Below are 20,616 nucleotides of genomic sequence, written 5' to 3' on the forward strand. Positions count from 1 at the left end.
GAACGCGAAGATCGGCAACGTGATTCAGTCGACCGCACTCGGTGCCAACGGCGAGCCGCTGTGGAAGCTTGATAAAGCAGGGAGTTTGACGATGAACAGCGCAACGTCCGGAGGCTTCATGAGGCAGACAGCGGAGGCCGTTAAAGTCTACGACGCGAACCTGGTGTTACGGGTACAGATCGGGAATCTCGACGCATGAGCTATGGCATCCGAATTCGAAACGCAGCCGGAGGGATCGTGATGGACCTCACCGGCCAGTCGGCGCGGACTGTATATCGACAATCGATTGGAGCGATCACAGGAGGAATGGCAGTGAGTATTCCCGGCTTTGATCCCGCTCGTGGTGTAGTTTTCTTAATCTCAAGCGGCTACCCATTTGGAAACGTCCCTTCCTATAGAATATCTGGAAATGTAATTACGTTTTTGCGAGACGGATCTCCAAATGTTACCTATGTCCTGCATGCGGTAATGTTCTCATGAGCTACGGTATCCTTGTTCGAGGGAACAATGGGCAAACAATTATCGATGACTCAAACCCCTGCATGCATATTGTTGAAGGTGGGGTGTATGGCGTTCAAGGAGCGGTGGAAATTGTTGTAAACTACTCGGCGCCAATTAATTCGCCCTACGAGCCATATGTATACTTCTGTCCTAATGGGCCTCACCAGATTTATAGATTTCGACATCTGGGAGGGGCTGGGGCTTGGTCTGGATTTGCGTTTTACCAGTCTAGTTTCCAAGATACCGACCCGCCGGTATATGGAGGAAAGTGGAAGGCCGCAGCAGTCATGCTACCCCGTATAGGAGGGTGGGGCATGCATGTATTCGATGCTCAGTCGCGTGTCATGTTCGACAGTAATCGCGAGATTATACGGTTTGTTGGAGGGGCGCAGGAGTGGGAGTTATACGCACATAACCCTAATTGGCCCGGAGGTATGCACATGCAAACATGGGCACTTCCATATCCATATGGGTTGTCCACCTATTTTCTGGTGAGTCATTTTAATCTAAAGCATATCTGTACTCTGGAACCCCCTCGTATAGGGTTCTTGTACAATTCCCGGGCCATGATTTTCGTCTCCTCGTTAGTTCCGGATGAGATCGGATTTAAGTTCAACTGGCCACTCATTGTTGTCGCGTAATTTGATGGAGGCTTAAATGGCATGGTATTCAACCGGCACCGTCGCGGTGACAGAAAATAGCCCGACCGTCACCGGCACCGGAACTCAGTTTTCTTCTAATGTCCGGGTAGGCGACGCCTTTATTGCCCCTGACGGGCGCCTCTACGAAGTGAGCAACGTCGCCAGTTCGACGGTCATGTCGATAAAGCCCAACTACCGGGGCAGCACGGCTAGCGGCCAGCCCTATGCGGTGGCGCCAATCCTGGGTTACGACAAGGAGCTGAGCGATCGATTCAACCTGATAGCGAACCAGTGGGGAGGGACGCTGGCCGGCATTCAGCCGTGGGCAACGGCACCGACGCCGGCCCAGGCGAGGAACTCGCTCGAGTTGCGCAGCGCCGCCCAGGCCGATATCGGTACAATGCTTGGAAACGCCATGCCGGTCGGCGCATTCGGGATTGGTTCTGAGCGTCCTGACCGAGCACCATCGATTCATCGTTATGCGACAAGCGTCGAGAATTCGATTCGACAACTGTTGACTCCGTGGCAACTGGCATTAGCAACGGATCTGTGTTGACGATCGGCTACGACGGATCCGACTTGCGAGGAGCGCAGATGTTTTTCGGCCAGGTGCCGGCATCTACGGTCAAAGGTCGGTGCGGGAAATTCTCGTCTGCCCCTATTTTCGAGTTCTACACGACTATAAACACGACGAGAGCAACCGACGGGACGCTTCGTGCTGCATCGCCGGTCGTGCGTATCGCCAACGTTGATGGGAGCTTGAGACCGGACCTCAACGAACTGGACTTCGAGCCTGCGGGGGCTTGGGGTGTAGCCAACGCAGAGGCCCGCGGCGTTACTGTTCAACGGCTCGCCGTTGGCGTCTACAAGGTCTCTGGTAGCCTGGGGCTAGCGAAAGAGGGCTGGCGCGTGATCGACCCTGCGTCTCCCGACGGCGGTCGCCCACTCGGTATCACTGACAGCGAACAGGCTGAGGATGGGACGGTCACCATCCGGCTCTTCAAACAGCGCTGGACACTCAGTGACGACGGCGAAATGGTGCTCGGGAAGGGCGCCCCACTGGATGTCCCGCTCAATAGTTGGATCGATGTCCGATTGTCGATGCCGGCACCTCCCGAGATGCAGCCCGAGACTCTATGACCAGCCCGCACTCTGCGGGCTTTTTTTTTGTGCCTGGAGATCAGCATGCCTATCACTGAGCAGCAACTGCTGCAAATCCTCCCGAACGCCGGCCCTCGCGCCGGCGTTTTTGTTGGTGCGCTGAACCGCGGGATGACGCGCTTCGGTATCACGTCGCCTGTGCGAGTCGCCGCGTTTCTGGCCCAGATCGGCCATGAAAGCGGCCAGTTGACCCGCCTGGTGGAGAACCTCAACTACAGCGCGCGCGGCCTGGCTGCGACCTGGCCGATTCGCTACCTCGGCGCCGACGGGCAGCCCAACGCGTTGGCGCAGCGCCTGGCGCGCAATCCTCGGGCCATCGCCAACAACGCCTACGCCTCGCGCAACGGCAATGGCGACGAGGCCTCCGGCGACGGCTGGCGGTACCGCGGGCGCGGGCTGCTACAGATCACCGGCCGGGCGAACTACCGCGCCGCCGGCGCCGGGCTGGGCCAGCCGCTGGAGCAGGAACCAGAGCTGCTCGAGCAGCCGGAATTCGCTGCGCTGTCGGCGGCCTGGTGGTGGGCCAGTCACGGCTTGAACGACCTGGCCGACCGCGGCGAGTTCGCCGCCATCACTCGGCGCATCAACGGCGGCACGAACGGCCAGGCGGAGCGCCTGGCGCTGTGGGAGCGGGCGAAGAGGGTGCTGTCGTGATCTCCGCCCGTCCTTTATCGGTCGCGCTGGCCTGCCTGCTACTGCTCGGCCTCGGCGCCGCCGGCGGTGTCTGGCTCGGCGCGCGGCACTACCGGCCGCAGCTTGATGCTGCGCTGGCGGATCTGGTCGCCTGCCGCGCCGCCAGGGGAGGCCTGGAGGACGCAGTGGCGGAGCAGGTCCGGCAGGTTGCCGCGCTGCGTCAGGCTGGCGAGCAGCGCGCCCGGGATGCCGCGCAGGCTGTGGATCGGGGACGGCACCAGGCCGCGGAGCAGTATGCCGAAGCCCAGCGCCTGGTACGTGAGCGAACCGCCGGCGGGCAGTGTGCGGCCGCCGAGGCGGTCATTGATCAGGAGTTGGGTCTATGAGGGTGGTGCTAATGCTGGTGATGGGCGCGCTGGCGGGATGCGCCGGCCAGGTCGAGCCTGAGCCGCGCACGGTGCGCGTAGAAGTGCCTGTTGCGGTGCCGTGCCGAGTGCCGGCGGTAGAAGTGCCGGCCTGGGCAGCGGCTGGGCTGAAGAAGAGCGACGACCTACAGACCAAGGTCCGTGCGCTGCTGGCCGAGCGGCGGCAGCGGATTGGTTACGAGGCGCAACTCCTGGCTGCGAACCAGGCCTGTCAGAATTAGGAGTAGACTACGGCCTTTTCCTACGGAGCAGGGCGATGCTGGTCATTCGATTCAAGGGCTGGTCGGTGAAACTCGACCACCAGGTGGGTGGAGCAGGGAAGTTCGGCATCTGGTCATTCCACGGCTCGGAGAGCAGCTACGTCCCAGACATGCAGACGATTCTCCGGCATGCAGCGATCCGGCCGGCGGAGCCGAAGGAAAGCGGCGAAGTCGAGGTATTCATCTGCGACGCGCGCATGCCGCAGAATGAGTGGCGTGCCATAGGGACGGGCGTTGCTGCCTATGAGGCGGAGCGCTGAGTCTAACTCCGTCTGGGTGTGGATGTTGAGAGCTAGCTGTTTTGCTAGTGGTTGCGGTGTTGTTGGCTACCGAAACTGCGCGCTCGAAGCACGGAAGGAACGCCATGGATATCGAACGGACGCATATTCACAGCCAGCACGGCATCAACTTCAGCTTGGCGATCATTCGCCTCGCATGGGCGGAGCGCAGCCGGCTGCTTCACATGAAGTACTGTCCGTCAGTGAAAGCCAGTCACGCGACTGCTGATCTTGCGGTTGAGGTTTTCGACCGGATGCAGGCAAAGGACCGACCTTGCATACTGAGGGTTTTTGTCTCGCTGCCCCTGACCCGAGCTCAGGCTGACTCTCTGAACCAGCAGCGTGTCACCGTTGCTGGCATGGTCGGTATGCTTGCGGGTGTAGCCGGTAAACGCATCAACACTTTTGTTGGAGTTGGCAGCGGCCTTGCAGTTCGTTGGGCGACCCAAGAGAGTCTGCCGACTTACCACTCCGGTGATGTCGTAATCAGCGTTGAAGGGGAGGTGTCCGGCGGGATCGGGCCTCAGCATTCGGTCAAGTCGGAGATCGTCCAAAGCGCGGGAGAGCCCGCATGAATGATGTCATCCAGTTCGCCATCTGGACTGTAGTCATTGTTGCGGTCGGTCACCTAGTGCGCAACAGGGAGGTCCGTAAGTGGCTTGGGATCGCTGTGTTTGTTGCGGCTTGGGTGCTTATTCTTCGATTCTCCTCGGTTAAGTTGGCAGGCTTTGGTCTTGATATCTTGGGGATTTGCCTTGGCATCCTCGGGGTTGACCTTTTTTTTCGACGGGACAAGTTCTCAAAAGCAGATGAATGATGGCGCGCAGGCCGGCCGAAGTGATGGTATTGAAAAACACTACGTCAGCCCAAGACCCTGCCCCCGGCTTGGCCGTCTGGTAATGGACAAGCGGTGTATAGCCGATGACGAACAGAGGATGTTCAAGTTATGGAAACGAAAAAACGTCGGGGCCGCATCTGGCTCTTCCACATCGTATTTTCCTGTCAGATATGCGTCGCCGCCGAGGTCTCGGACGGATTGGAGGAGCTTGCCCGTGGCACCGTCATTCTCACTGTAATGGGCACTTCAGCAACCGGCCACACAAGCGATCATTTCGGGCACAACAGCTATGCCTATGCCCGCGAGGACGCGGCAGCATTTGTAGCCTCAGAAGGAGCAATCTACGGCGTGCAACTGGAGCGCGCCTGGAGGAAATATCAAGCCGACACTCCTGAACCCAGGCTGGAACTGAGCTCCTTTGCTACCGGCCTATTGGCACGTAGTGAGATGCAGTGATGGCGGCAGCAAGCGCTAGGGCGGAAAGCTGCGATATCACTATGCCTGGCCAAAGATGGCAACGAAAGGATGGCATTCAATCGGGGCTTTTCATGTCATCCAAGCTCTTGCTGCTGGTCAAACTACTGGTATGCCTGCCTGTCCACGCCGGGATTGACCTAACGCGGGATAGGCAGGACCACCCCGTTATTGCCAGCAGTTTCTACAGTTCGATATTGCTGGCGACAACGACCATCGGCACCAGCGACCCAAGAGAAGGTACAGAACTCTCTGGAGACGTATCCAAGGAAATCAGCAGCTACGACCGGAAGCTCAAGCTGGCGCATGACGATGCGGCCGCTTTCATCGCTAGCAACGGCGCGATCCGCGGTGCGATGCTGCAAGCGGTGCTGGACACCTTGCGCCAGCGCGCCGAGCTTGCGCGCTACAGTGATCTGCAACTGGCGTTGGCGGTATTGACCTATCCGCCCCGCTAGCCGCTGGTGCTAGTGAAAGGGCCTATAGGAGATCCGCGGCTAGGATGACTTTGCTACGGATTTGCTACAGCAAATTGAGCTTATTTCGTATCTATATGATTTTATTAGGTAATTTTTTCTAGTTTGACCGATCCATCATCGGCGCAACGGAGAAGCGGCGTGAGAGGGCGGCGGGGGCGTTGGTCGGTTCTGGGCGCATCGGGACTTCGGTAGGGAGAGCGGAGCAGGGCGAGGGATTTTATCAGGGATGGGGGTTGGCGGGGGGCTTGGGAGTGGTTGTTCCTCGTTTATGGGCCCACAAGATGGAACCTACCGGCTCCTTACTGCGGCAGCGGTGCGGCTCGACATCTCCTGGCCAGTTGTTCTGCCGCCGGCCAGCCAGCAGGAGTCGTCGGCATGGATGATGGGGCCATTCACCCAGCATCTCCTTCGACGGATCTTGCCTATCTCGCAGCCGACGTCCACCAGTGCGCCTTAGAACTCTCGGCTTTCAGAGGGGAGAACAGGCTACTTCGTCTTTAGGAAAATTCTCAATTGAATTGATAATTACTCGTGTTTAACGTGTTGTGAAATATGATGCAAGTAGGGGAATGAGAAATGAGTAAGGCACCTCTAAATCTAGTTTCTACTACGATCTACGGCGACAACACCTCTATAGATGGGCTTGGAGATCCTGCTGGAGGTGGCACTGGAAAGGGAAGGCGTGTTCCTGGTGTCGAGGCTAGCGAATATCCATTTCTACAAGTCATGCAGGAAGAGTCAATTGTTCGTAGTGGAATTGAAAAAGATGGATACCCAGAGGTCAAGAAGAAAACAGAGAGTAAGATGAGGTCCGCTGCTGCCAAAGCGCGCAAGGCAGCGAGAGATAAATGGTGCTAGGGGCGCTGCCGCAGGATTGTCGGAGCAGATCTTATTGAGAGCGGCAGGTGCTACTCAGACTCTAGCAGGAACCTCTGATAAAGATTTTGGGGCTTGGTGGGCGGGTACTCCGTATGGCGACAATCCCGTTGATCAGATATGGATTAAGGCGGGAATAGACTATGCGAAGTCGAAAGGGTACTAATTTTGCTCTGATAGGGCTCTCGTGTTTGGCTCTGGGGTTGTTTGGTTATATATATTTCACTTCGCCAAGTATGCCTTCTCCAGCAAGGATTGTCTCTGTTAAAGTGGTTGGAAATGGCGGGGCTATATACGAGGTCCTATATGTCTCTGGTGGGGCTACAGTTCCGTTTGTCTATCGCTATTTTTTGATGGAGTTTCAGACTGATGATGCTGAGGCTCTGAAGAAGCTGAGAGGTGCAGAGCCCTTTCTGGTAACGAAGAGTCCTAATGCTGTGCGTGAAATTCATGGTGATCGAGCAGATTTGTATGTCACGGATACTATCTATAAGTATAGGAGTCAGGGATTCTTTATTATCGAAGGGCGACTGGTACCCATTAGGTTCAACCTGAAGGCTACCATGCCTTGACAAATGAAGCGCCGTCACCGCAGGGATGGGAGTGTGGTGGCGAAGTTTTTGTGCTTTAGGATGCAGCAGTCCCTGGTCACATAGGAGTTCCAACACCTCTGCTGGACACCATTCCCTGCCTGCTGAAAGCGCGACTCCCATTATGCGTAGCTGGTCGAGTATCGTTGCCTGTGCCATATCGTCGGTGGCGAGCAATTCCAACTGTCTACCATGGGCGTCCGAGAACCCAAGACCTTCCAGCGAGGCTCGTATGCTGTTAGCCAATCGCTCGATGCGGATGACATCCCCATCAGCCTTCTTGACATAGGCTGCGACCGTTTTTCAGTCACTGACAAAACCTCCGTAATATAGTGCTTACACTTGGTACATCTGGAAACTCTCCGAAGAGACTGGCGTGGCCTCAATGCGCGCGGGACCCACTCTTCCGGATGTGCACGTTTCCCGAGCCTGGCCTGCCAGACAACGCCGCTCCCAATGCCTGGAGGTTTGCGTAGGCGTAGAACCAACGAGAGCCGTGGCAGCTCCTGGCCCTGCCGGTGTGCCCCTGCCGACCTAGTTCATTTGAAATATTGCGATCCAGGCTGGGGCCAGTAAGATGGGCCGTCCGACGACCCGCACCAGCCTCTATCAAGGATCGATGCATGAGACTGCCCCGCCCGCGTTTTGCCCTTTCCGCCGCCTTGCTGCTTTGCCTTTCCGGTTGCGTGTCTGAACTCGATTCGGGCGCCTATGGCAGCATGGACGATCCGCGCAACGCGCAGATGCTGGACCTGGTGGACCAGGCGCTGAAAGGGAACATGGCCGTGGTACTGGTGGCCGACGTGATGCCGCACAAGTCCCTGAGCGATGCGCTGACCATGACCCAGTGGACGCCAACGGCGATCTGGGAGTACGAGAAGGACCCGAAGGTGACCTTCGGCCGCAAGTTCCAGACCAACGCGCTGCAGCGGAAGCCCGACGAGACCTATCTGTTCAAGGCCTTCGAGGTGCATATCCTGCCGCCCGGCAAGTACCTGCTGACCGGCGGCGACGACTACCAGATCCATGGCTTGCTCGACCAGGTCGGCGCCCGCGGCGGTCCGCCCGGTTCGGGCCATGGCGCCAACGGCACCGCGTACCTGTCCCCCGAGCTGTATCGCGAGTACTACCGGGAAGAAGTCTGGAAAGATGCCACCTATGGCAGCGAGATCAAGACCGAGAAGGTCTGCACCGCCGTGCATGTGGCCTCGGGCGCCTGCGTGAGCTGGGGCGAGCAGCAATACACGCAGACGACCCAGGGCTCCCAGGCCGGCTATTACCAGCAGACCGACTCCCGCGACGTACCTTCGATCAAGATCCAGGCACGCTTGCCGGTCGACAAGGCGCTGGCCAGCTTCAGCGTGCAGGGCGGGCAATTGCTGCTGGCCCCGCGCATGCACCTGAAGACCCCCGGCTACAAGTACCAGCAGTCGAAGTGCCGGGCGATCGATCCGAAGAAGATCGAATGCCCATTGGAAAACCTGACCGTCTACACCTGGCCGGCGCCGATGGACTTCAGCCAGTCCCTGATCGCCCAGCGGGCTCTGAGCGACAAGCACCGGCAACTGCTGTCCAGGCTCCAGCCCCTGCAGATCACACCGCTGCGCAAGCAGGGCATGGAAGACCCGGTCTGGGGCGTGCCGCTGTCATTGAAATAGCGGGTGTTCGCTCAGGGGCGCCGGGTGCCGCCCCTATCCACGATCGGCAGGGAAGCGTTTCCCCACAAAGGAAGGTGACATGAACGTCTATCGCAAGGTTTCCCGCAGTGCCGTGACTTGGCTGTGCTCCGCGCTGCTGGCCGCATCCGGCCATGCCTGGGCCGAAGACTGGTGGGTGGTACACAAGGGCGACGACCCTGCCGAGCTTGACGTGTTCCTGGCCGATGCCGATTCGCTGGCACCGGTGCCGGGTATCGAAAACGCCTGGCAGGTGCAGATCGCCATGCTGTTCGACTCCTTCCATCTGCTCAGCGCGCACCAGTACCGCTGCGATACGCGAGAGGTGAAGGTGGTCACCGCCAAGACCTTCTCCAACAACGGGCAACCCACGAACCTCCAGTTCACCTTCGCCAAGGGCTGGACCCCGCTGCCCAACGAAAGCCATGAGGCTGTCCTCCAGTTCATCTGCGCGCCGCAGCAACGCGAACGCAACGGCATGCGCTCCACCGGCAGGGGCGTGCCATTGCAGGCGGTGATCACCGCCGTCGGCATGGTCGAGATGGAGCGCGCCCAGGCCAATCTCGCCGAGGCCCGGCGCAAGCTCGAAGAGGCCAAGAGCGATCGCGTCATGGGCGAACTCGATCGTCTGCTCGGCAACGAGCCCCGGAAGCCCTGAGCCGCTCTGACTGAAGCAGGGTGAGGCGAGGCGGTTCGGGCCGTTTTCCGGGACGATCGGCGTAGGTCCGGAAGGCGCGTCGGGAGGGTATCGATGAAGTGGTATAGCCGCATCAGCCTGGGGCTCAGCCTCGCGGTCGCGAGCGCTTTCCTGGTGGCGTACTGGCGATCGCTCGACAGCCATAGCTATCCCAATATGAATGCGCCTGGGCTGTTCGCCTACCTGCTGGTCTTTCCTGCCTGCGCCCTGTTGCTGCATTCCACTGCGTTGGCATTCGTGCTCCAGCAGCGAAAGCTGGGGAGCGCTCGCGAAAGAGCGCTGCAATGGATGATCAACCTGGCGCTGTGGATGGCGCCGCTTTGTTTCATATTTTCCAGTCTTTAATCAGGCACTCGCGGCTCCCGCGAGTGTGGAACTCGAGTAAGCGGACTGCTTTGACATCTCCCTTGCTAGCGGCGGAATACAGGTGCGTCCTTTGAATCGCTCAGCGCTTCGGCGCAAAGACCATCTTCACCGGCGCATCGTGCTTCAGGCGCGAGCCGTCCGCTTGGTTTCCGGGCTCGAAGCTAGGGTGCCAGGCCCTGAGTTCCGTATCGGACAGCCACTCCAGTTGCAATTGGTCCGCGGATGCGCGCAGGTCGAATTGCGCCAGCGACTGCACGACTGCATGGCACTTTTCCGATTTCCCGGTTTCGAGGAGGGAGACCTGTATTTCTTCGCCCCAGGTGATCGAACCTTTCTCCGGGCATTTCCGAACCTCGACGTGGTATTGCCCGTTCGGCGACGGCAGGTCGGAAATCAGCTTGTCGGGGCCGCAGGCGGCGAGGAGTACGCTCAGTATCAGCAGGGGGCTTTTTTTCATCCATGACCTCTGTGGAAATCTCGGAAAGGAATTCCTTTCTTTTCCTGGCGGAAAATGGGCAGGAAGCGTGCCTGCCCATCCTACGCGCGGACTGCTCGATCTGCCCATGGGCATCCACAGCTTCGTAGATGAGCGATATCAGATGGCACTGAGCGATTTCAGGATCAGATAGGTGCAGATGAGCACCCCTGCCATGGACAAGAGGCCCAGGGCGACAATGCTGAGTTTCATCGGGTTTCCTCGTTGAACTGCGATGGGCTGCTGTATCAAGGAGGGGAGAGGCAGCAGGTGAGAGGGAAAGCCCCGGGGGGATGAGCGGCCCCCGGGGCTTTGGTGACCACCATAGGAGAAAGTCACCTTGATAAGACTAGCCCTGTTTCGCTGTGCGGCAAGCGAAGCGGCATCGCTTTTCCCGCGGGATCGGGAAAATGCCTAGCCATACCGCAGTGATGGCCACGGAGGGTCCATGCGCCTCGTCCATTTCCTGATTGCCCTTCCCGCCGCGCTGCCGGCTGAGCCTCAGATAACCGCGAGGCGCGGGTTCAGCGGTCGTCGCCGATCTCCAGTTCGATGAAGTCGATGACTCCTGCCGCGCGGTTGTCGAGGCGCTCGAGTTCCTGGCCGTCCAGCGTCTGCAACAGCGAGGTGCCGTGTTCCAGGCGCTCGCCGGAGGCATGCGAAGCGGCTTCGCGGGTAGGACTGAACAGCCAGGCGTGCGGATGTTGCGCGCGCCAGGCGGCGCGGGGCGAAAGGCTGACCTCGGTGCCCGCCGGGTAGTGCCAGGCGCCCAGTTGCAAGGCCTCGGCGAGGACCGTGCCGCCGAGGCCGTACAGGCGGCGGTCGCGGTCGAAGGCCAGGGCGCCGCCGCTCAGCGCGATGCCGCGCACCGACACCCGTTGCCCGGTTTCCGGCATTACCCGCCAGCGCTCGGCGTCGCGGTAGCCGTCGGTGTAGACCATGCCGTCGCTGGCGAACAATCGCGCACCGGCGGGGAAGTCGATCTCGTCGGCGCGGTTGCCGGTCGCCAGGCTACAGCCTTCGAAGGCGGCGGGACGCCCGTCGCGCTCGCTGGCGAAGGCGATTTCCTGGCTGGCGTCGCAACGCCAACCTTCGATCTCGGCGACGCCCTCGCCACGCAGGCGCAGCGAAGTGGGATGGACGCCGGTGGTTTTCCATGGGTCCTGCGGGTCGTCCTGCTCGCTCTGCAGCCAGCGTTGCAGGTGGCGGGTGGCGACGCCGCGGATCGTCACCGGGGTGGGGAATTCGGCTTCGCGGAAGCTTTCTGGCTGGTGCTTGAGTTCCAGCTTCAGCCGGGTGCCGGCAGGCATCTCGATGCCTCCGAGGCGCGAGGGGCGCTCGAGCACGGCGCTGTGCGCGGCTTCCTCGCGCGCGCGTTCGCGCTCGTACTGCCAGAGACCGATCTCCAGCCAGGCGCGCAGTCCCAACGGGATCAGCAGGAGCAGCATCAGCAGGCCGCGGCTCGGCCAGCGGCGGCGCAAGCGCTGGCGCGCGCGCGGGCTGAAGGCCAGGAGCGATAGCCAGACCAGCAGCCAGATGCCGGCGACGAACGACGACAGGTAGATGAGCGGGACGATCAGGGGAAGAGGGGCGACGGGGATCACGCGGGCGTCCTTGCGGGCTGGGTTCCATGACGTCTCCGGCGCGGCGTGCCGGGTACCTGCCAGAGTTTACAGGGCGCGTCCCGATGCCGCAGCGGCAAACTGTCTTCAGGCCTTGCCCGCCGGGGGCCACGCTCTGGAGAGGGAGGCGCTCGGGGACGGAATCGGCGAAGTGACGATTCAAGCCCAGGCGCGACGGGCCGATGGGGTGGTTATCGGTTTCTGCAGTCCAGTGGGGAAAAGCCAATGAACGAAAGCGTCGCCAGGGTGTTCGATCGGATTCTGCGGGGGCTCGGGTTGAAGACCCTGAACGCCCAGTTCCTACTGTCCTATGCACTGATGTTCGGCCTGGCCGCCTGCGCCTCGGTGGCGTTGTACCTGAGCATGTCGATCTCGCCGGAAACCATCAACGTGGCCGGTGCGCAGCGCATGCTCAGCCAGAAGATGGCCCGCGAGGCGCTGCAATTGCGGCTCGGCGCCGGCGACCCAAAGGCCCTGGCCGCGACCATCGCCCAGTACGAGCGCTCGGCCGCCGACCTGGATGCGGGCAATGCCGAGCGCAACGTGAGCCGGATGGGCGCGCCGGAGATCGCCGCCCAGCGGCAGAAGGTGGCGCAGATCTGGGGCCGCTATCGGGCCATGCTCGACCAGGTGGCACAGCCTGCCAGCCAGGTCGACCTGCGCGGCTTCTCGCAGTATTCCACCGAGCTGTTGGGCGAGCTGAACAAACTGGTCTCGCTGATGAGCGCGCGCGCCGACAGTGTCCAGCACACCCAGATGTGGATCGCCTTCGGTTGCCTGTTGGCGATCCTGGTGCTGGTGGTGCTCGGCCGGCAGTTCGGCCTGGCGCCGCTGATGCGGCAGTTGCGCGGGTTGGAGGTGGCGCTGACCGAGGTCGGTGCGGCTAACTTCACCCATGCCCTGGCGGCGGGCCATGCGGACAACGAGATCGGCCGCATCGTCGCCGGCTATGAGCGGATGCGCCAGGACGTCAGCGGTCTGCTGGCGAACGTCAAGCGCAGCGCGGCAGAGACCGACAAGGACGTGGCCGAGGCCCTGGAGCAGGCGCTCGGCGCCGGCGACCAGGTGGCGCGCCAGCACCAGGACCTGGACCAGGTGGCCACCGCGATGAACGAGATGAGCGCCACCGTGGCCGAGGTCGCCCGCCACGCCAACCATGCGGCGCATTCCACCCGCGACGCCGCGGCCCTGGCCCACGAGGGACGCCGTCTGGTGGAGCACGCCAGCAGCCAGACCGGTGCCTTGGCGGAGGAACTGGAACAGACCGCCCTGGCGCTGAACACCCTGCACCAGCACGCCGGCAGCGTCGGCCAGGTGCTTACGGTGATCAGCAGCATCGCCGAGCAGACCAACCTGCTGGCGCTCAATGCCGCCATCGAGGCGGCGCGGGCCGGGGAGGCCGGGCGCGGCTTCGCCGTGGTGGCGGATGAGGTGCGTTCGCTGGCCAACCGTACCCAGCAGTCGACCCAGGAGATCCAGGGGCTGATCGAGCAGTTGCAGGACGGCGCCAACGATGCGGTAGCCGCCATGCGCGGTAGCGCCAGCCATGCCCAGAGCAACCTCGCCGAGGCCGACAGCGCGGCCCAGGCGCTGGGACGCATCGTCGCCACGGTGGAAGAGCTGGACGGCCTCAACCAGCAGATCGCGACCGCCGCCGAGGAACAGAGCCAGGTGGCCCAGGACATCGACCGCAACATCACCAACGTCTCCGGACTCTCCGAGCAGGCCCACGAAGGGACCGCCGCAGTGCTTTCGGCCAACCAGAGGGTCAAGGAGCACATGGCTGGCTTGCGCGTGGTGCTCGGTCGCTTCCGCACCTGAGGCTGGCTGCGGGCGTCGGCGCTAGTCGGCGGACAGCTCGCGGATCAGCGCCACCGTCAGGTACAGGCGCGGGGCGATGCTGGACAGTTCGAGGTATTCCGCCTCGCTGTGCAGGCCGGCGCCGACCACGCCGAGGGTTTCCAGCACCGCCGGCTTGTCGCTGCCGGGCACGTAGGCGTAGCCGGCGTCCGTGCCGAAGCGCATGGCGATCGGCTCGATGCGCTTGCCGATTCGACCGTAGAGCGTCTGCGCGGTTTCCGCCAGGCGCTGCGAGGCGGGGTTCTTCACCAGGGGTGGACGACCCTTGTCGAGACGCAGACTGACTTCGGTATCGGCGATCAGGCGTTCGCCGGTCAGCTTCCGGGCGTCGGCCAGTACCCGCTCGCTCTCGGCCGGGTCCGAGTAGCGCATGTCGGCTTCCGCCGAAGCCTCGGCGGGAATGATGTTGCGCTTCTCGCCGCCCCTGGCGAGGGTCCAGTTCAGCGTGGTGCCTTTCGCCGGATCGCCGAGGTCCTTGAGACGCAGCAACTGGTGCGACAGTTCGAGAATGGCGTTGCGGCCTTGCTCGGGTGCCGAGCCGGCATGGGACGAGCGACCCTTCACCTCGAGCAGCAGGCCGTCGATGCCATTGGTGGCTACCGTTACTGCGTCCCGGTCCGGCGGCTCGTAGGAGAAGACGTAGTCCTGCTGCCGGGCCAGCTCGGCGATCAGTTGCTTCGAGCCGGCGGAGCCGGTTTCTTCGTCGGGATTGAACAGCACGGTGATCCGTCCGTAGTCCCTGAAGCCTTGCTGCCTGAGCAGCGCCAGGGCATGCAGCACCATCGCCACGCCGCCCTTGGCGTCGGCCACGCCGGGTCCGTAGGCGCGCTCCGCGTCCTCGCGGAACGGACGCTTCGCCGCGCTGCCGGCGGCGAACACGGTGTCGTAGTGAATCATCAGCAGGAAGCGCTTGCTGCCGGTGCCATCGAGGGTGGCCACCAGGTTGTCGCCGGCCGAGGGCGTCGCCGGTGCGCTGCGGACTTGCGCGCCGAGCGCCTGCAGGCGTTCGGCGAGCAGCGCGGACAACTGGCCGAGGCCTTCGGCCTGGCCGGTACCGCTGTCCACCGCGACCAGTTGCCGGAGCGTGTCGAGGTAGGCCGGGCGTTCGGCTTCGGCCTGGCGCAGCAGCTCGGTGGCTGGCGTGTCGGCAGCGAAGGCGGCGGGCGAAAGCAGGAAGGCGAGGGCGAGCGGCAAGAGGTGGGGCAGGCGGCGGGCGTGCACGGAAGGTCCTCGTCTGGTGGGCGGAGGCGGCGCGGTTGTGCGCCGCGGTATCCGATTGACCTTAGGTCATGAGACGGTTTCCGCCAGCAGCGCCTCGACCTTGCGCCGCAATTCTTCCAGCAGGGCCCGTTCCTCGGCCGAATAGTCGCGCGGTCGGCTGTCGAGTACGCAGACGGTGCCGTACGGGGTGCCGTCGGGCGTATGAACCGGATAGCCAAGGTAGTTGCTCAGGCCGAACTCGACTTCATCCTCGTTGCCGGCCCATTCCGTCTCCTGGCGCGAGTCGCGCACGTGCAACGGGGCGTCGCGGTCGACCACGCGTTCGCAGTAGAGGGGTTGGGCGCCGTCTTCATGGACGCTCTTGCGGCCTTCGGCGCCGATCGGGTAGGTGTCCTCCAGGCGTCCGGCGGAGGCCTCGACGCGCATGTGCCGGGGCAGGGAACGCATGATCAGCACCGACGGCACGTCGAGCCGGCGGGCCAGTGCGTCGATATCCCGGCGCAGGGATTCGAATCGTTCGGAGGATTTCGCCATGCCCGACCTCGCCCATGTCTGGTGGATGAACCGCGACTGTAGCGGCGAAAGGGGGCTTGGCCTAAATACCCTTTGTTGCGCTCCCCCTCGCTCGAGCGCATAAGCGCCCGGCTGTCACCCCTCGGTCGGGCCGGGCAGGTACTCCAGCAGGTCTCCCGGCTGGCACGCCAGGTAGGCGCAGATGGCCTCCAGGGTAGCGAGGCGAATGCCCTTTACCTTGCCCTGCTTGAGCAGCGACAGGTTCTGTTCGGTGATGCCGATGGCCTGGGCCAGGTCCTTGGACCTGGCCTTGCGCAGGGCGAGCATGACGTCCAGCCTGATTTCGATGGGCATGGCGGACCTCAGACGAACTGGCGGTTTTCCTCGGCGAGCAGGGCGGCCTTGCGCTGGATGCGCGCGATCACCATCACCGAGGCGGCGGCGAACAGGCTGACCAGTTCCGCCGAACCGAAGCTGAGACTGACGATGCGTTGCCCCTGGGGTTGGAGGAAGGTGACCCAGACCGTCAGCAGCGGTTCCAGCAGGAAGTTCGCCAGCACCCAGCAAGCCAGGCACAGGCCGACCTTGCCGAGCAGCGCCGCGGCGTCTTCGCAGAAATACTCGCCGCGCCCGTAGTGCTGGAACAGCCTTCGCAGCGCCTGCAGTCCACTGGCCAGGACCAGCAGCGGCAGGCTCGACAGGAGGATGCCGCCGAGGGCCTGCCAGAGCGGCATGTCCCGCGCCACAACGCCGAGGTCGCCGGCGACACCGGTGGCGGTGAGGGCGAAGCCGAGGCCGTGCTCGCTGGCGAGGTCGGGGAAGATCCAGCACGCGGCGTTGAGCAGCAGCATGCCGGCGATCAACAGCAGGGTCAGGGTAGCCATCAGGCGGCTGTAGCCGGCCAGGCGGTCGCTTGTCATCGGGGGTACTCCTGGGAAGGTGGGCAGGCCCCTCGGAAACGAGGGAAACCGGAGTGATCATAGTTTAATAATAAATTATCGTAAAACGATAATTTCATGATCGCTGCATCCAGCCTGGAGCGCTCCGCAAAATCCCCCCGTGCCTGCCGGGGGCACGGAGGGGAAGCGTCCTACTTCTGCAGCAACTGGACGTTGTCGATGAACATCGACTCCTGCTGGTTACCGCTGAGGATCATCAGTTCAGCACGCTTGATCGGCCCCTTCGGCAATTGCACCTGGCCGCGCAGGCTGGCCCAGCGGCCATTCTCGACCACCTTGTAGCCCAGGGGCAGGTATTCGCCGGGCCGACCCTGGCTTTCCAGGTAGAGGTAGGCATAGGTCATGGCCTGCGAGCCGCGACCGTCGCCGACCCGTACGTCCGCGCTGAACGCGTAGGTCCGGCCTGCTTCCAGGTTGCCCAGCAGGCTGGTGCTCGCGCCGGTGCCGGCGTAGCGCCGCTGGTAGGCTTCCAGGGCCAGCCGCCCGGCGCTGGCGACGCGCGTGGCGCGGGTGCTGGCATGCACGCCGCTCCAGCCGCCGATGCCGCTCTCGAAGTCGTAGGCGATGCGTTTCGGCGCCGGCGGTACGCTCGGCGGCGCGGCCTGCGCTTCCTGCAGGTTCATCTCGTCGACCAGCAGGCTGGCGCCGCTGTCGCTCCAGACCGCCACGTAGAGGTTGCGCTGGTCGGCGGCGGGACGGTAGTCGAAGGTCTTCTCCAGGCGACTGAACTCGTTGCCGCTGACCGACAGTTCGACGCTCTGCGCCGGGTTGTAGGCCAGGGCGCCATCGGCGCGTTCGCTGAGCAGCGCCATGCGCACGGTTTCACGGGTATTGGCGGCCTTGAGCATGACCTTGCCGCTCAGCCGGTAGCCGCTGCCGGCGCGCAGGGGGGCAATGGGGCGGACCAGCAGATCGAAGCCACGCACGTCGACCAGCAAGGCATTGTCGCGGCAGCCCTTGGCGACGTTCACCAGGCTCAGCTGGGCGTTGCCGGACCATGCGCGCCAGCCTTCCATGCTGGCGAACTCGCCATCGCCGAGCAGGCCGCCGAGCTTGGCTTTCGTGCACCATGGCAGGTCCGGCGGGGTCGGCGTGTCGCCGCCGGAGCCCGGGTTGACCGTGCCGGGTACCTTGGTCGGGCGAAAGTCGGCGATCTGCGTGGCCATGCTGTTCAGCGCGCGTACGGCGTCGGCGTGTTCTTCGCGACCGCAGGGCTGGTTGGCGCATTCGGCGTTGACCAGGCGCGGGTTGGCGAAGAACGGTGCCTGCTTGTTGGTGCCGAAGGCATGCGGGTAGGCCATCACGGTGGCGAAGCGCCCCTGCACGCCGTAGCCGCGGCTCCATTCGTAGGTGCCGCTGTGGGCGTAGCGCGGATCGTAGTAGCTGGACTCCAGGTCCTGCTCGTAGGAGTGGCGCAGGCCCATGTTGTGGCCGGCTTCATGGGCGAAGGTGTTGAGCCCGCAGTCGACCCCGGTGAGGTTGTAGGCAATGTCCTTGGCGTTGCCGTGGAAGCGCCCGCTGTTCTTATCGCCCGAGCCCATGTAGCCGATGCCGCAGGTGATGTAGCCGTTGCCGCTGTTCTGCGAGCGGTTGACCAGGCTGACCAGGTCGGCGCCGTACTGCTCGCGCAGGCGCTGCACCTGCGGGTCGCGCATGAAGCGATCGAGGTTGGTGCCGGTCACCGTCGGGTAGTCGGCCCAGTCCAGGCGCTGCTTGTGCACCAGGCGCAGGCGCAGGTCGACGCCGCTCTTCTCGTAGGCGGTGTTGGCGAACTCGATGTAGCTGGCGATCCGCGCATCGATGTCGCGTCCGTTTCCGGTCTGGGTCGCCGCGGGGGTGTAGAGCACCATGATGTCGACGGTCTTCGGCGCGGCCTGGGCGGCAGAGGCTACCGCCAGGGCGAGGGTGGAGCAGAGCAGGGATTTCTTCATGGGTTGCCTGTGTTCGGACAATAGGAAGCCATGGCGCCCCGAGGGCACCGCTGGGGAAACATGCTGGGAAGGTGGGCTCAGCCCTGGGCGGGCGGCGGCATCGGTGGCAGCTCGGCGAGCGGCGCGTCGACATGATCGCCATGCGGGTCGCTACGCGCGGCGATGTCGTTCTCGTCGATCACCCGGGTCTTGCCGCTGCGGTTGTCGACGATGATCGAGTAGCTGCCGTCGAGGGTGGCGACATTGATGTGGGTTTCCAGGCTGCCGCGCACCACGGTCAGGCTTTCCGCCTCGTCGCCGTCCACCAGGCCGCCGCGCCAGACCGGCAGGCCGGCGCTGTTATGGGTGCTGGCGAGGCGTGCCTGCAAGGGCCGCTCGCGACCCGGCAGGCTCATTTCCAGCACCTGGCCGAGCGCCAGCGTGTCGAGCAGGGCGGGTTCGATCTGCGCCAGGTATTCGGGAATGCCCTGGGCGCCTTCGCGGCTGCGCAGTTCGCCTTGCCAGAGCGTCACCCGCTCGCGTGGCGCGGGCGCTGCGACGGGGGCCGGGGCGAGCATGTGGGTAGTGTCCGCCGTCGGCGCCGCGAGCGCCGCTGCCGGGGCAGAGACTGCCTGGGCGGCGGGGGACTGGCGGGCCTGCGGCGGTGCCTCGGGCGGAGCCGGGTCGAGCAGCCAGCCGCCGATCAGCGCACCGCCGATGGCGGCGGCCGAGGCTGCGTAGATCCATGTCTTGGCCACGTTGTTTCTCCTCTGAGTGAACGTGGCGCGGAGTCTAGGAAGAAGCCTCTCCCGGCGTGGCGGCAACCGTTCACATTTGCGCCAGGCCGCGCGCCGGCGTGACGAAACTGCGAATCAGGCCGGAGCGCTGCGGGCGCCAGGTCACGTGCGCTCTGTGCGCTGCGGCAAGGCTGGCGTTCGGCCGCCACGCTGTTCGCGGCGGAAGGCTTCGGCGCACCTGGCCGACCTCGCGCTTGAAGAACTGGACGAAGTTGCTCGGCTCGTCGAAGCCGATGCCATCGTCTTCGGCAGCCCCACCTATATGGGCGGACCGGCCTGGCAGTTCAAGAAGTTCGCCGATGCCACCTCAAAGCCCTGGTTCGTCCAACTGGCTTCGCTGACGCCTCGCGCTGGCTATGGGGTGTCGACATCCCGGCCGACGCTGGCATGTTCGCTCATTTCCAGGCAACCCGGTACGGCCTCTAGCCGCGCTGGGGCCTCAGCCTCGCGCCAGTTGCAGGAGACGGGCGCGCTCCTGCATCAGCGGCCGGCAACTGCGGATGCCTTCGACGATGCTGTAGAGGCTTTCGATCTGCTGCTGGCTGAGGCTGTTGTTCTGGGCCCAGCCGAGCAACTGCAGCCAGGTCCAGCGGGCGATGGTCTCGCTCTGCGTCTCGGCCTTCCTGCGGTCGTCCCCGTCGCTCTGTCCGACCAGGGTCTCCACCAGCCCCGAGGCGCACAACGGCAGCAGCTCCCGGTACTGCTCCGGGTGCGTGTCGCGCAGGCGACGCAGGGCCATTATGGCGGTGGTTATCGAGTCTGAATCCAAGCTTTTGTTCACAGTTCACTCCTTGTGCGTACAGGCTGGCGGCTGGTGGATCCCTGGGCCGCGAGCAACTGTTCGATGAAACGCGTCAGCTCTTTCTTGAACTCGGGTGTCAGGCTGGACACCTTGAGGATGAGCTCGGCCAGCTCGTCCTCGGGGCAATAGAGGTAGGCCATGGGGACCTGGAGGACCATGGCCAGCTGTTCGGAAGTCCGCATGTTGGGGGAGTGCCGTTCGCGTTCGTATTGGTTCATCCGTGCGCTGGCGGAAAACTCGTCCATTCCCACCAGCATGCCCAACTGTTTCTGCGAGTATCCCGCTCTGATTCTTGCGGCTTTTAGCCGGGTACCTAGCATCCATACAACTCCCGTCCCGTTGGCCCGCTCGCTCAAGGTTGGGCAAATCTGGACAAGATGGAAGCTCAGGAATCCTTAGTTTTCGCCGTGCCGGAGGCTCTGTCGTCCGGGGCGGCGCGCGGTTTCGACGCCGTGTACGAGGCTGCGGCGGGGATATGCGTCGATGTCGCCGAGATCGCGCATGCTCCGGTTTTCTCGCGGCGAGCCGGAGTATATGCGAATTGCATAAAAACGAATGCCGC

General features: G+C 63.1%; 26 protein-coding genes and 2 pseudogenes. 18 read left to right on the forward strand and 10 right to left on the reverse strand.

The annotated features are described in order from the left end of the window. The 11 genes and pseudogenes from HMPREF2924_RS35795 to HMPREF2924_RS35400 all read left to right on the forward strand — a co-directional run. Nucleotides 1-199, forward strand: a 199-nt coding sequence (locus HMPREF2924_RS35795) for a phage tail tip fiber protein (RefSeq protein ID WP_168172951.1), incomplete at its 5' end; no start/stop codon positions are given. A 959-nt stretch (nt 200-1,158) separates the two neighbouring features. Then, a pseudogene (locus tag HMPREF2924_RS05085) lies at nt 1,159-1,524 on the forward strand (hypothetical protein); the annotation flags it as partial. Nucleotides 1,525-1,736: 212 nt separating this feature from the next. Continuing rightward, nucleotides 1,737-2,282: a phage tail fiber protein gene (locus HMPREF2924_RS05090; RefSeq protein ID WP_071543053.1), complete on the forward strand. Its 546-nt coding sequence runs from the start codon at nt 1,737-1,739 to the stop codon at nt 2,280-2,282. A 45-nt stretch (nt 2,283-2,327) separates the two neighbouring features. Then, a complete protein-coding gene (locus HMPREF2924_RS05095) occupies nt 2,328-2,957 on the forward strand; it encodes a glycoside hydrolase family 19 protein (RefSeq protein WP_021264313.1) in 630 nt (209 codons plus the stop codon). Beyond that, nucleotides 2,954-3,322, forward strand: a complete 369-nt coding sequence (locus HMPREF2924_RS36320) for a hypothetical protein (RefSeq protein ID WP_023094650.1) — start codon at nt 2,954-2,956, stop codon at nt 3,320-3,322. The genes HMPREF2924_RS05095 and HMPREF2924_RS36320 overlap by 4 nt, the downstream gene beginning before the upstream one ends. Then, on the forward strand, nt 3,319-3,582 hold the full coding sequence (locus HMPREF2924_RS05105; protein WP_003130908.1) for a hypothetical protein: 264 nt from the start codon (nt 3,319-3,321) through the stop codon (nt 3,580-3,582). The genes HMPREF2924_RS36320 and HMPREF2924_RS05105 overlap by 4 nt, the downstream gene beginning before the upstream one ends. Nucleotides 3,583-3,617: 35 nt before the next feature. Next, entirely contained in the window at nt 3,618-3,881 is a 264-nt protein-coding gene (locus HMPREF2924_RS05110) for a hypothetical protein (RefSeq protein ID WP_003160542.1), read from the forward strand. Nucleotides 3,882-3,985: 104 nt separating this feature from the next. Then, entirely contained in the window at nt 3,986-4,474 is a 489-nt protein-coding gene (locus tag HMPREF2924_RS35805; protein ID WP_021263881.1) for a hypothetical protein, read from the forward strand. Further along, the gene (locus HMPREF2924_RS05120; protein WP_004354886.1) at nt 4,471-4,716 is read left to right on the forward strand and encodes a hypothetical protein; all 246 of its coding nucleotides are present in this window, start codon (nt 4,471-4,473) and stop codon (nt 4,714-4,716) included. Before HMPREF2924_RS35805 ends, HMPREF2924_RS05120 begins: the two co-directional genes overlap by 4 nt. A gap of 129 nt (nt 4,717-4,845) precedes the next feature. Continuing rightward, on the forward strand, nt 4,846-5,193 hold the full coding sequence (locus HMPREF2924_RS05125) for a DUF2388 domain-containing protein (RefSeq protein ID WP_021263882.1): 348 nt from the start codon (nt 4,846-4,848) through the stop codon (nt 5,191-5,193). A gap of 92 nt (nt 5,194-5,285) precedes the next feature. Next, on the forward strand, nt 5,286-5,669 hold the full coding sequence (locus HMPREF2924_RS35400; RefSeq protein WP_023094651.1) for a DUF2388 domain-containing protein: 384 nt from the start codon (nt 5,286-5,288) through the stop codon (nt 5,667-5,669). A gap of 130 nt (nt 5,670-5,799) precedes the next feature. Here the strand turns inward: HMPREF2924_RS35400 and HMPREF2924_RS36325 are convergent. Beyond that, a pseudogene (locus HMPREF2924_RS36325) lies at nt 5,800-5,868 on the reverse strand (hypothetical protein); the annotation flags it as partial. A gap of 398 nt (nt 5,869-6,266) precedes the next feature. Here HMPREF2924_RS36325 and HMPREF2924_RS35405 point away from each other — a divergent pair. The 5 genes from HMPREF2924_RS35405 (at nt 6,267) to HMPREF2924_RS05145 (ending at nt 9,874) form a co-directional block, all read left to right on the forward strand. Next, the gene (locus tag HMPREF2924_RS35405) at nt 6,267-6,548 is read left to right on the forward strand and encodes a hypothetical protein (protein WP_123809176.1); all 282 of its coding nucleotides are present in this window, start codon (nt 6,267-6,269) and stop codon (nt 6,546-6,548) included. A 34-nt stretch (nt 6,549-6,582) separates the two neighbouring features. Next, nucleotides 6,583-6,732 carry a hypothetical protein gene (locus tag HMPREF2924_RS33930; RefSeq protein ID WP_228846173.1) on the forward strand — a complete coding sequence of 50 codons (150 nt, stop codon included), beginning with the start codon at nt 6,583-6,585 and terminating at the stop codon, nt 6,730-6,732. Between the two features lie 1,047 nt (nt 6,733-7,779). Next, a complete protein-coding gene (locus tag HMPREF2924_RS05135) occupies nt 7,780-8,814 on the forward strand; it encodes a hypothetical protein (protein ID WP_003130910.1) in 1,035 nt (344 codons plus the stop codon). Between the two features lie 79 nt (nt 8,815-8,893). After that, nucleotides 8,894-9,490, forward strand: a complete 597-nt coding sequence (locus HMPREF2924_RS05140; protein WP_003130911.1) for a hypothetical protein — start codon at nt 8,894-8,896, stop codon at nt 9,488-9,490. 93 nt (nt 9,491-9,583) lie between these two features. Continuing rightward, the gene (locus HMPREF2924_RS05145) at nt 9,584-9,874 is read left to right on the forward strand and encodes a hypothetical protein (protein WP_003130912.1); all 291 of its coding nucleotides are present in this window, start codon (nt 9,584-9,586) and stop codon (nt 9,872-9,874) included. 100 nt (nt 9,875-9,974) lie between these two features. Here the strand turns inward: HMPREF2924_RS05145 and HMPREF2924_RS05150 are convergent, their stop codons facing one another. Next, complete coding sequence (locus tag HMPREF2924_RS05150; protein ID WP_003130914.1) at nt 9,975-10,460, reverse strand: hypothetical protein; 486 nt, start codon at nt 10,458-10,460, stop codon at nt 9,975-9,977. A 434-nt stretch (nt 10,461-10,894) separates the two neighbouring features. After that, the gene (locus HMPREF2924_RS05155; protein WP_003130917.1) at nt 10,895-11,974 is read right to left on the reverse strand and encodes a hypothetical protein; all 1,080 of its coding nucleotides are present in this window, start codon (nt 11,972-11,974) and stop codon (nt 10,895-10,897) included. Between the two features lie 243 nt (nt 11,975-12,217). On the opposite strand from HMPREF2924_RS05155, the gene mcpN reads away from it, so the two are divergent. Further along, a complete protein-coding gene (gene mcpN / locus HMPREF2924_RS05160) occupies nt 12,218-13,813 on the forward strand; it encodes a nitrate chemoreceptor McpN (protein WP_003090853.1) in 1,596 nt (531 codons plus the stop codon). 21 nt (nt 13,814-13,834) lie between these two features. Here mcpN and HMPREF2924_RS05165 read toward each other — a convergent pair whose 3' ends face one another. The 6 genes from HMPREF2924_RS05165 to bamI all read right to left on the reverse strand — a co-directional run bounded on the left by HMPREF2924_RS05165 (nt 13,835) and on the right by bamI (nt 19,213). Next, entirely contained in the window at nt 13,835-15,073 is a 1,239-nt protein-coding gene (locus HMPREF2924_RS05165) for a M20/M25/M40 family metallo-hydrolase (RefSeq protein WP_003090852.1), read from the reverse strand. Nucleotides 15,074-15,139: 66 nt separating this feature from the next. Continuing rightward, nucleotides 15,140-15,607, reverse strand: a complete 468-nt coding sequence (locus HMPREF2924_RS05170; RefSeq protein ID WP_003130919.1) for a GAF domain-containing protein — start codon at nt 15,605-15,607, stop codon at nt 15,140-15,142. Between the two features lie 114 nt (nt 15,608-15,721). Beyond that, nucleotides 15,722-15,940 carry a helix-turn-helix domain-containing protein gene (locus HMPREF2924_RS05175; protein WP_003090850.1) on the reverse strand — a complete coding sequence of 73 codons (219 nt, stop codon included), beginning with the start codon at nt 15,938-15,940 and terminating at the stop codon, nt 15,722-15,724. Between the two features lie 8 nt (nt 15,941-15,948). Continuing rightward, entirely contained in the window at nt 15,949-16,506 is a 558-nt protein-coding gene (locus tag HMPREF2924_RS05180) for a DUF2975 domain-containing protein (protein WP_003090849.1), read from the reverse strand. A 170-nt stretch (nt 16,507-16,676) separates the two neighbouring features. Beyond that, nucleotides 16,677-18,476, reverse strand: coding sequence for a metalloendopeptidase Mep72 (gene mep72, locus HMPREF2924_RS05185; RefSeq protein WP_003130921.1), 1,800 nt, complete (start codon nt 18,474-18,476; stop codon nt 16,677-16,679). Between the two features lie 77 nt (nt 18,477-18,553). Then, nucleotides 18,554-19,213 carry a biofilm-associated metzincin protease inhibitor BamI gene (gene bamI / locus HMPREF2924_RS05190; RefSeq protein WP_003130923.1) on the reverse strand — a complete coding sequence of 220 codons (660 nt, stop codon included), beginning with the start codon at nt 19,211-19,213 and terminating at the stop codon, nt 18,554-18,556. 154 nt (nt 19,214-19,367) lie between these two features. Between bamI and HMPREF2924_RS35410 the strand changes: the two genes are divergently transcribed. Then, the gene (locus HMPREF2924_RS35410) at nt 19,368-20,015 is read left to right on the forward strand and encodes a flavodoxin family protein (protein ID WP_071534319.1); all 648 of its coding nucleotides are present in this window, start codon (nt 19,368-19,370) and stop codon (nt 20,013-20,015) included. A gap of 14 nt (nt 20,016-20,029) precedes the next feature. On the opposite strand, the gene HMPREF2924_RS05200 is transcribed toward HMPREF2924_RS35410, so the two are convergent. After that, nucleotides 20,030-20,374: a helix-turn-helix domain-containing protein gene (locus tag HMPREF2924_RS05200; RefSeq protein ID WP_003115217.1), complete on the reverse strand. Its 345-nt coding sequence runs from the start codon at nt 20,372-20,374 to the stop codon at nt 20,030-20,032. Nucleotides 20,375-20,616 lie beyond the last annotated feature (242 nt).

Source organism: Pseudomonas sp. HMSC063H08, from assembly GCF_001813645.1.
GTDB lineage: Bacteria > Pseudomonadota > Gammaproteobacteria > Pseudomonadales > Pseudomonadaceae > Pseudomonas > Pseudomonas aeruginosa.

Excerpts from the sequence above, each read along its gene's own strand:
- HMPREF2924_RS05090 (WP_071543053.1), top strand. The coding sequence starts at position 1,737 with ATGTTTTTCGGCCAGGTGCCGGCATCTACGGTCAAAGGTCGGTGCGGG.
- HMPREF2924_RS05095 (WP_021264313.1), top strand. The coding sequence starts at position 2,328 with ATGCCTATCACTGAGCAGCAACTGCTGCAAATCCTCCCGAACGCCGGC.
- HMPREF2924_RS05105 (WP_003130908.1), top strand. The coding sequence starts at position 3,319 with ATGAGGGTGGTGCTAATGCTGGTGATGGGCGCGCTGGCGGGATGCGCC.
- HMPREF2924_RS05110 (WP_003160542.1), top strand. The coding sequence starts at position 3,618 with ATGCTGGTCATTCGATTCAAGGGCTGGTCGGTGAAACTCGACCACCAG.
- HMPREF2924_RS35805 (WP_021263881.1), top strand. The coding sequence starts at position 3,986 with ATGGATATCGAACGGACGCATATTCACAGCCAGCACGGCATCAACTTC.
- HMPREF2924_RS05120 (WP_004354886.1), top strand. The coding sequence starts at position 4,471 with ATGAATGATGTCATCCAGTTCGCCATCTGGACTGTAGTCATTGTTGCG.
- HMPREF2924_RS05125 (WP_021263882.1), top strand. The coding sequence starts at position 4,846 with ATGGAAACGAAAAAACGTCGGGGCCGCATCTGGCTCTTCCACATCGTA.
- HMPREF2924_RS35400 (WP_023094651.1), top strand. The coding sequence starts at position 5,286 with ATGTCATCCAAGCTCTTGCTGCTGGTCAAACTACTGGTATGCCTGCCT.
- HMPREF2924_RS35405 (WP_123809176.1), top strand. The coding sequence starts at position 6,267 with ATGAGTAAGGCACCTCTAAATCTAGTTTCTACTACGATCTACGGCGAC.
- HMPREF2924_RS05135 (WP_003130910.1), top strand. The coding sequence starts at position 7,780 with ATGAGACTGCCCCGCCCGCGTTTTGCCCTTTCCGCCGCCTTGCTGCTT.
- HMPREF2924_RS05140 (WP_003130911.1), top strand. The coding sequence starts at position 8,894 with ATGAACGTCTATCGCAAGGTTTCCCGCAGTGCCGTGACTTGGCTGTGC.
- HMPREF2924_RS05145 (WP_003130912.1), top strand. The coding sequence starts at position 9,584 with ATGAAGTGGTATAGCCGCATCAGCCTGGGGCTCAGCCTCGCGGTCGCG.
- HMPREF2924_RS05150 (WP_003130914.1), bottom strand. The coding sequence starts at position 10,460 with ATGGGCAGATCGAGCAGTCCGCGCGTAGGATGGGCAGGCACGCTTCCT.
- mcpN (WP_003090853.1), top strand. The coding sequence starts at position 12,218 with ATGAACGAAAGCGTCGCCAGGGTGTTCGATCGGATTCTGCGGGGGCTC.
- HMPREF2924_RS05170 (WP_003130919.1), bottom strand. The coding sequence starts at position 15,607 with ATGGCGAAATCCTCCGAACGATTCGAATCCCTGCGCCGGGATATCGAC.
- HMPREF2924_RS05175 (WP_003090850.1), bottom strand. The coding sequence starts at position 15,940 with ATGCCCATCGAAATCAGGCTGGACGTCATGCTCGCCCTGCGCAAGGCC.
- HMPREF2924_RS05180 (WP_003090849.1), bottom strand. The coding sequence starts at position 16,506 with ATGACAAGCGACCGCCTGGCCGGCTACAGCCGCCTGATGGCTACCCTG.
- mep72 (WP_003130921.1), bottom strand. The coding sequence starts at position 18,476 with ATGAAGAAATCCCTGCTCTGCTCCACCCTCGCCCTGGCGGTAGCCTCT.
- HMPREF2924_RS05200 (WP_003115217.1), bottom strand. The coding sequence starts at position 20,374 with ATGCTAGGTACCCGGCTAAAAGCCGCAAGAATCAGAGCGGGATACTCG.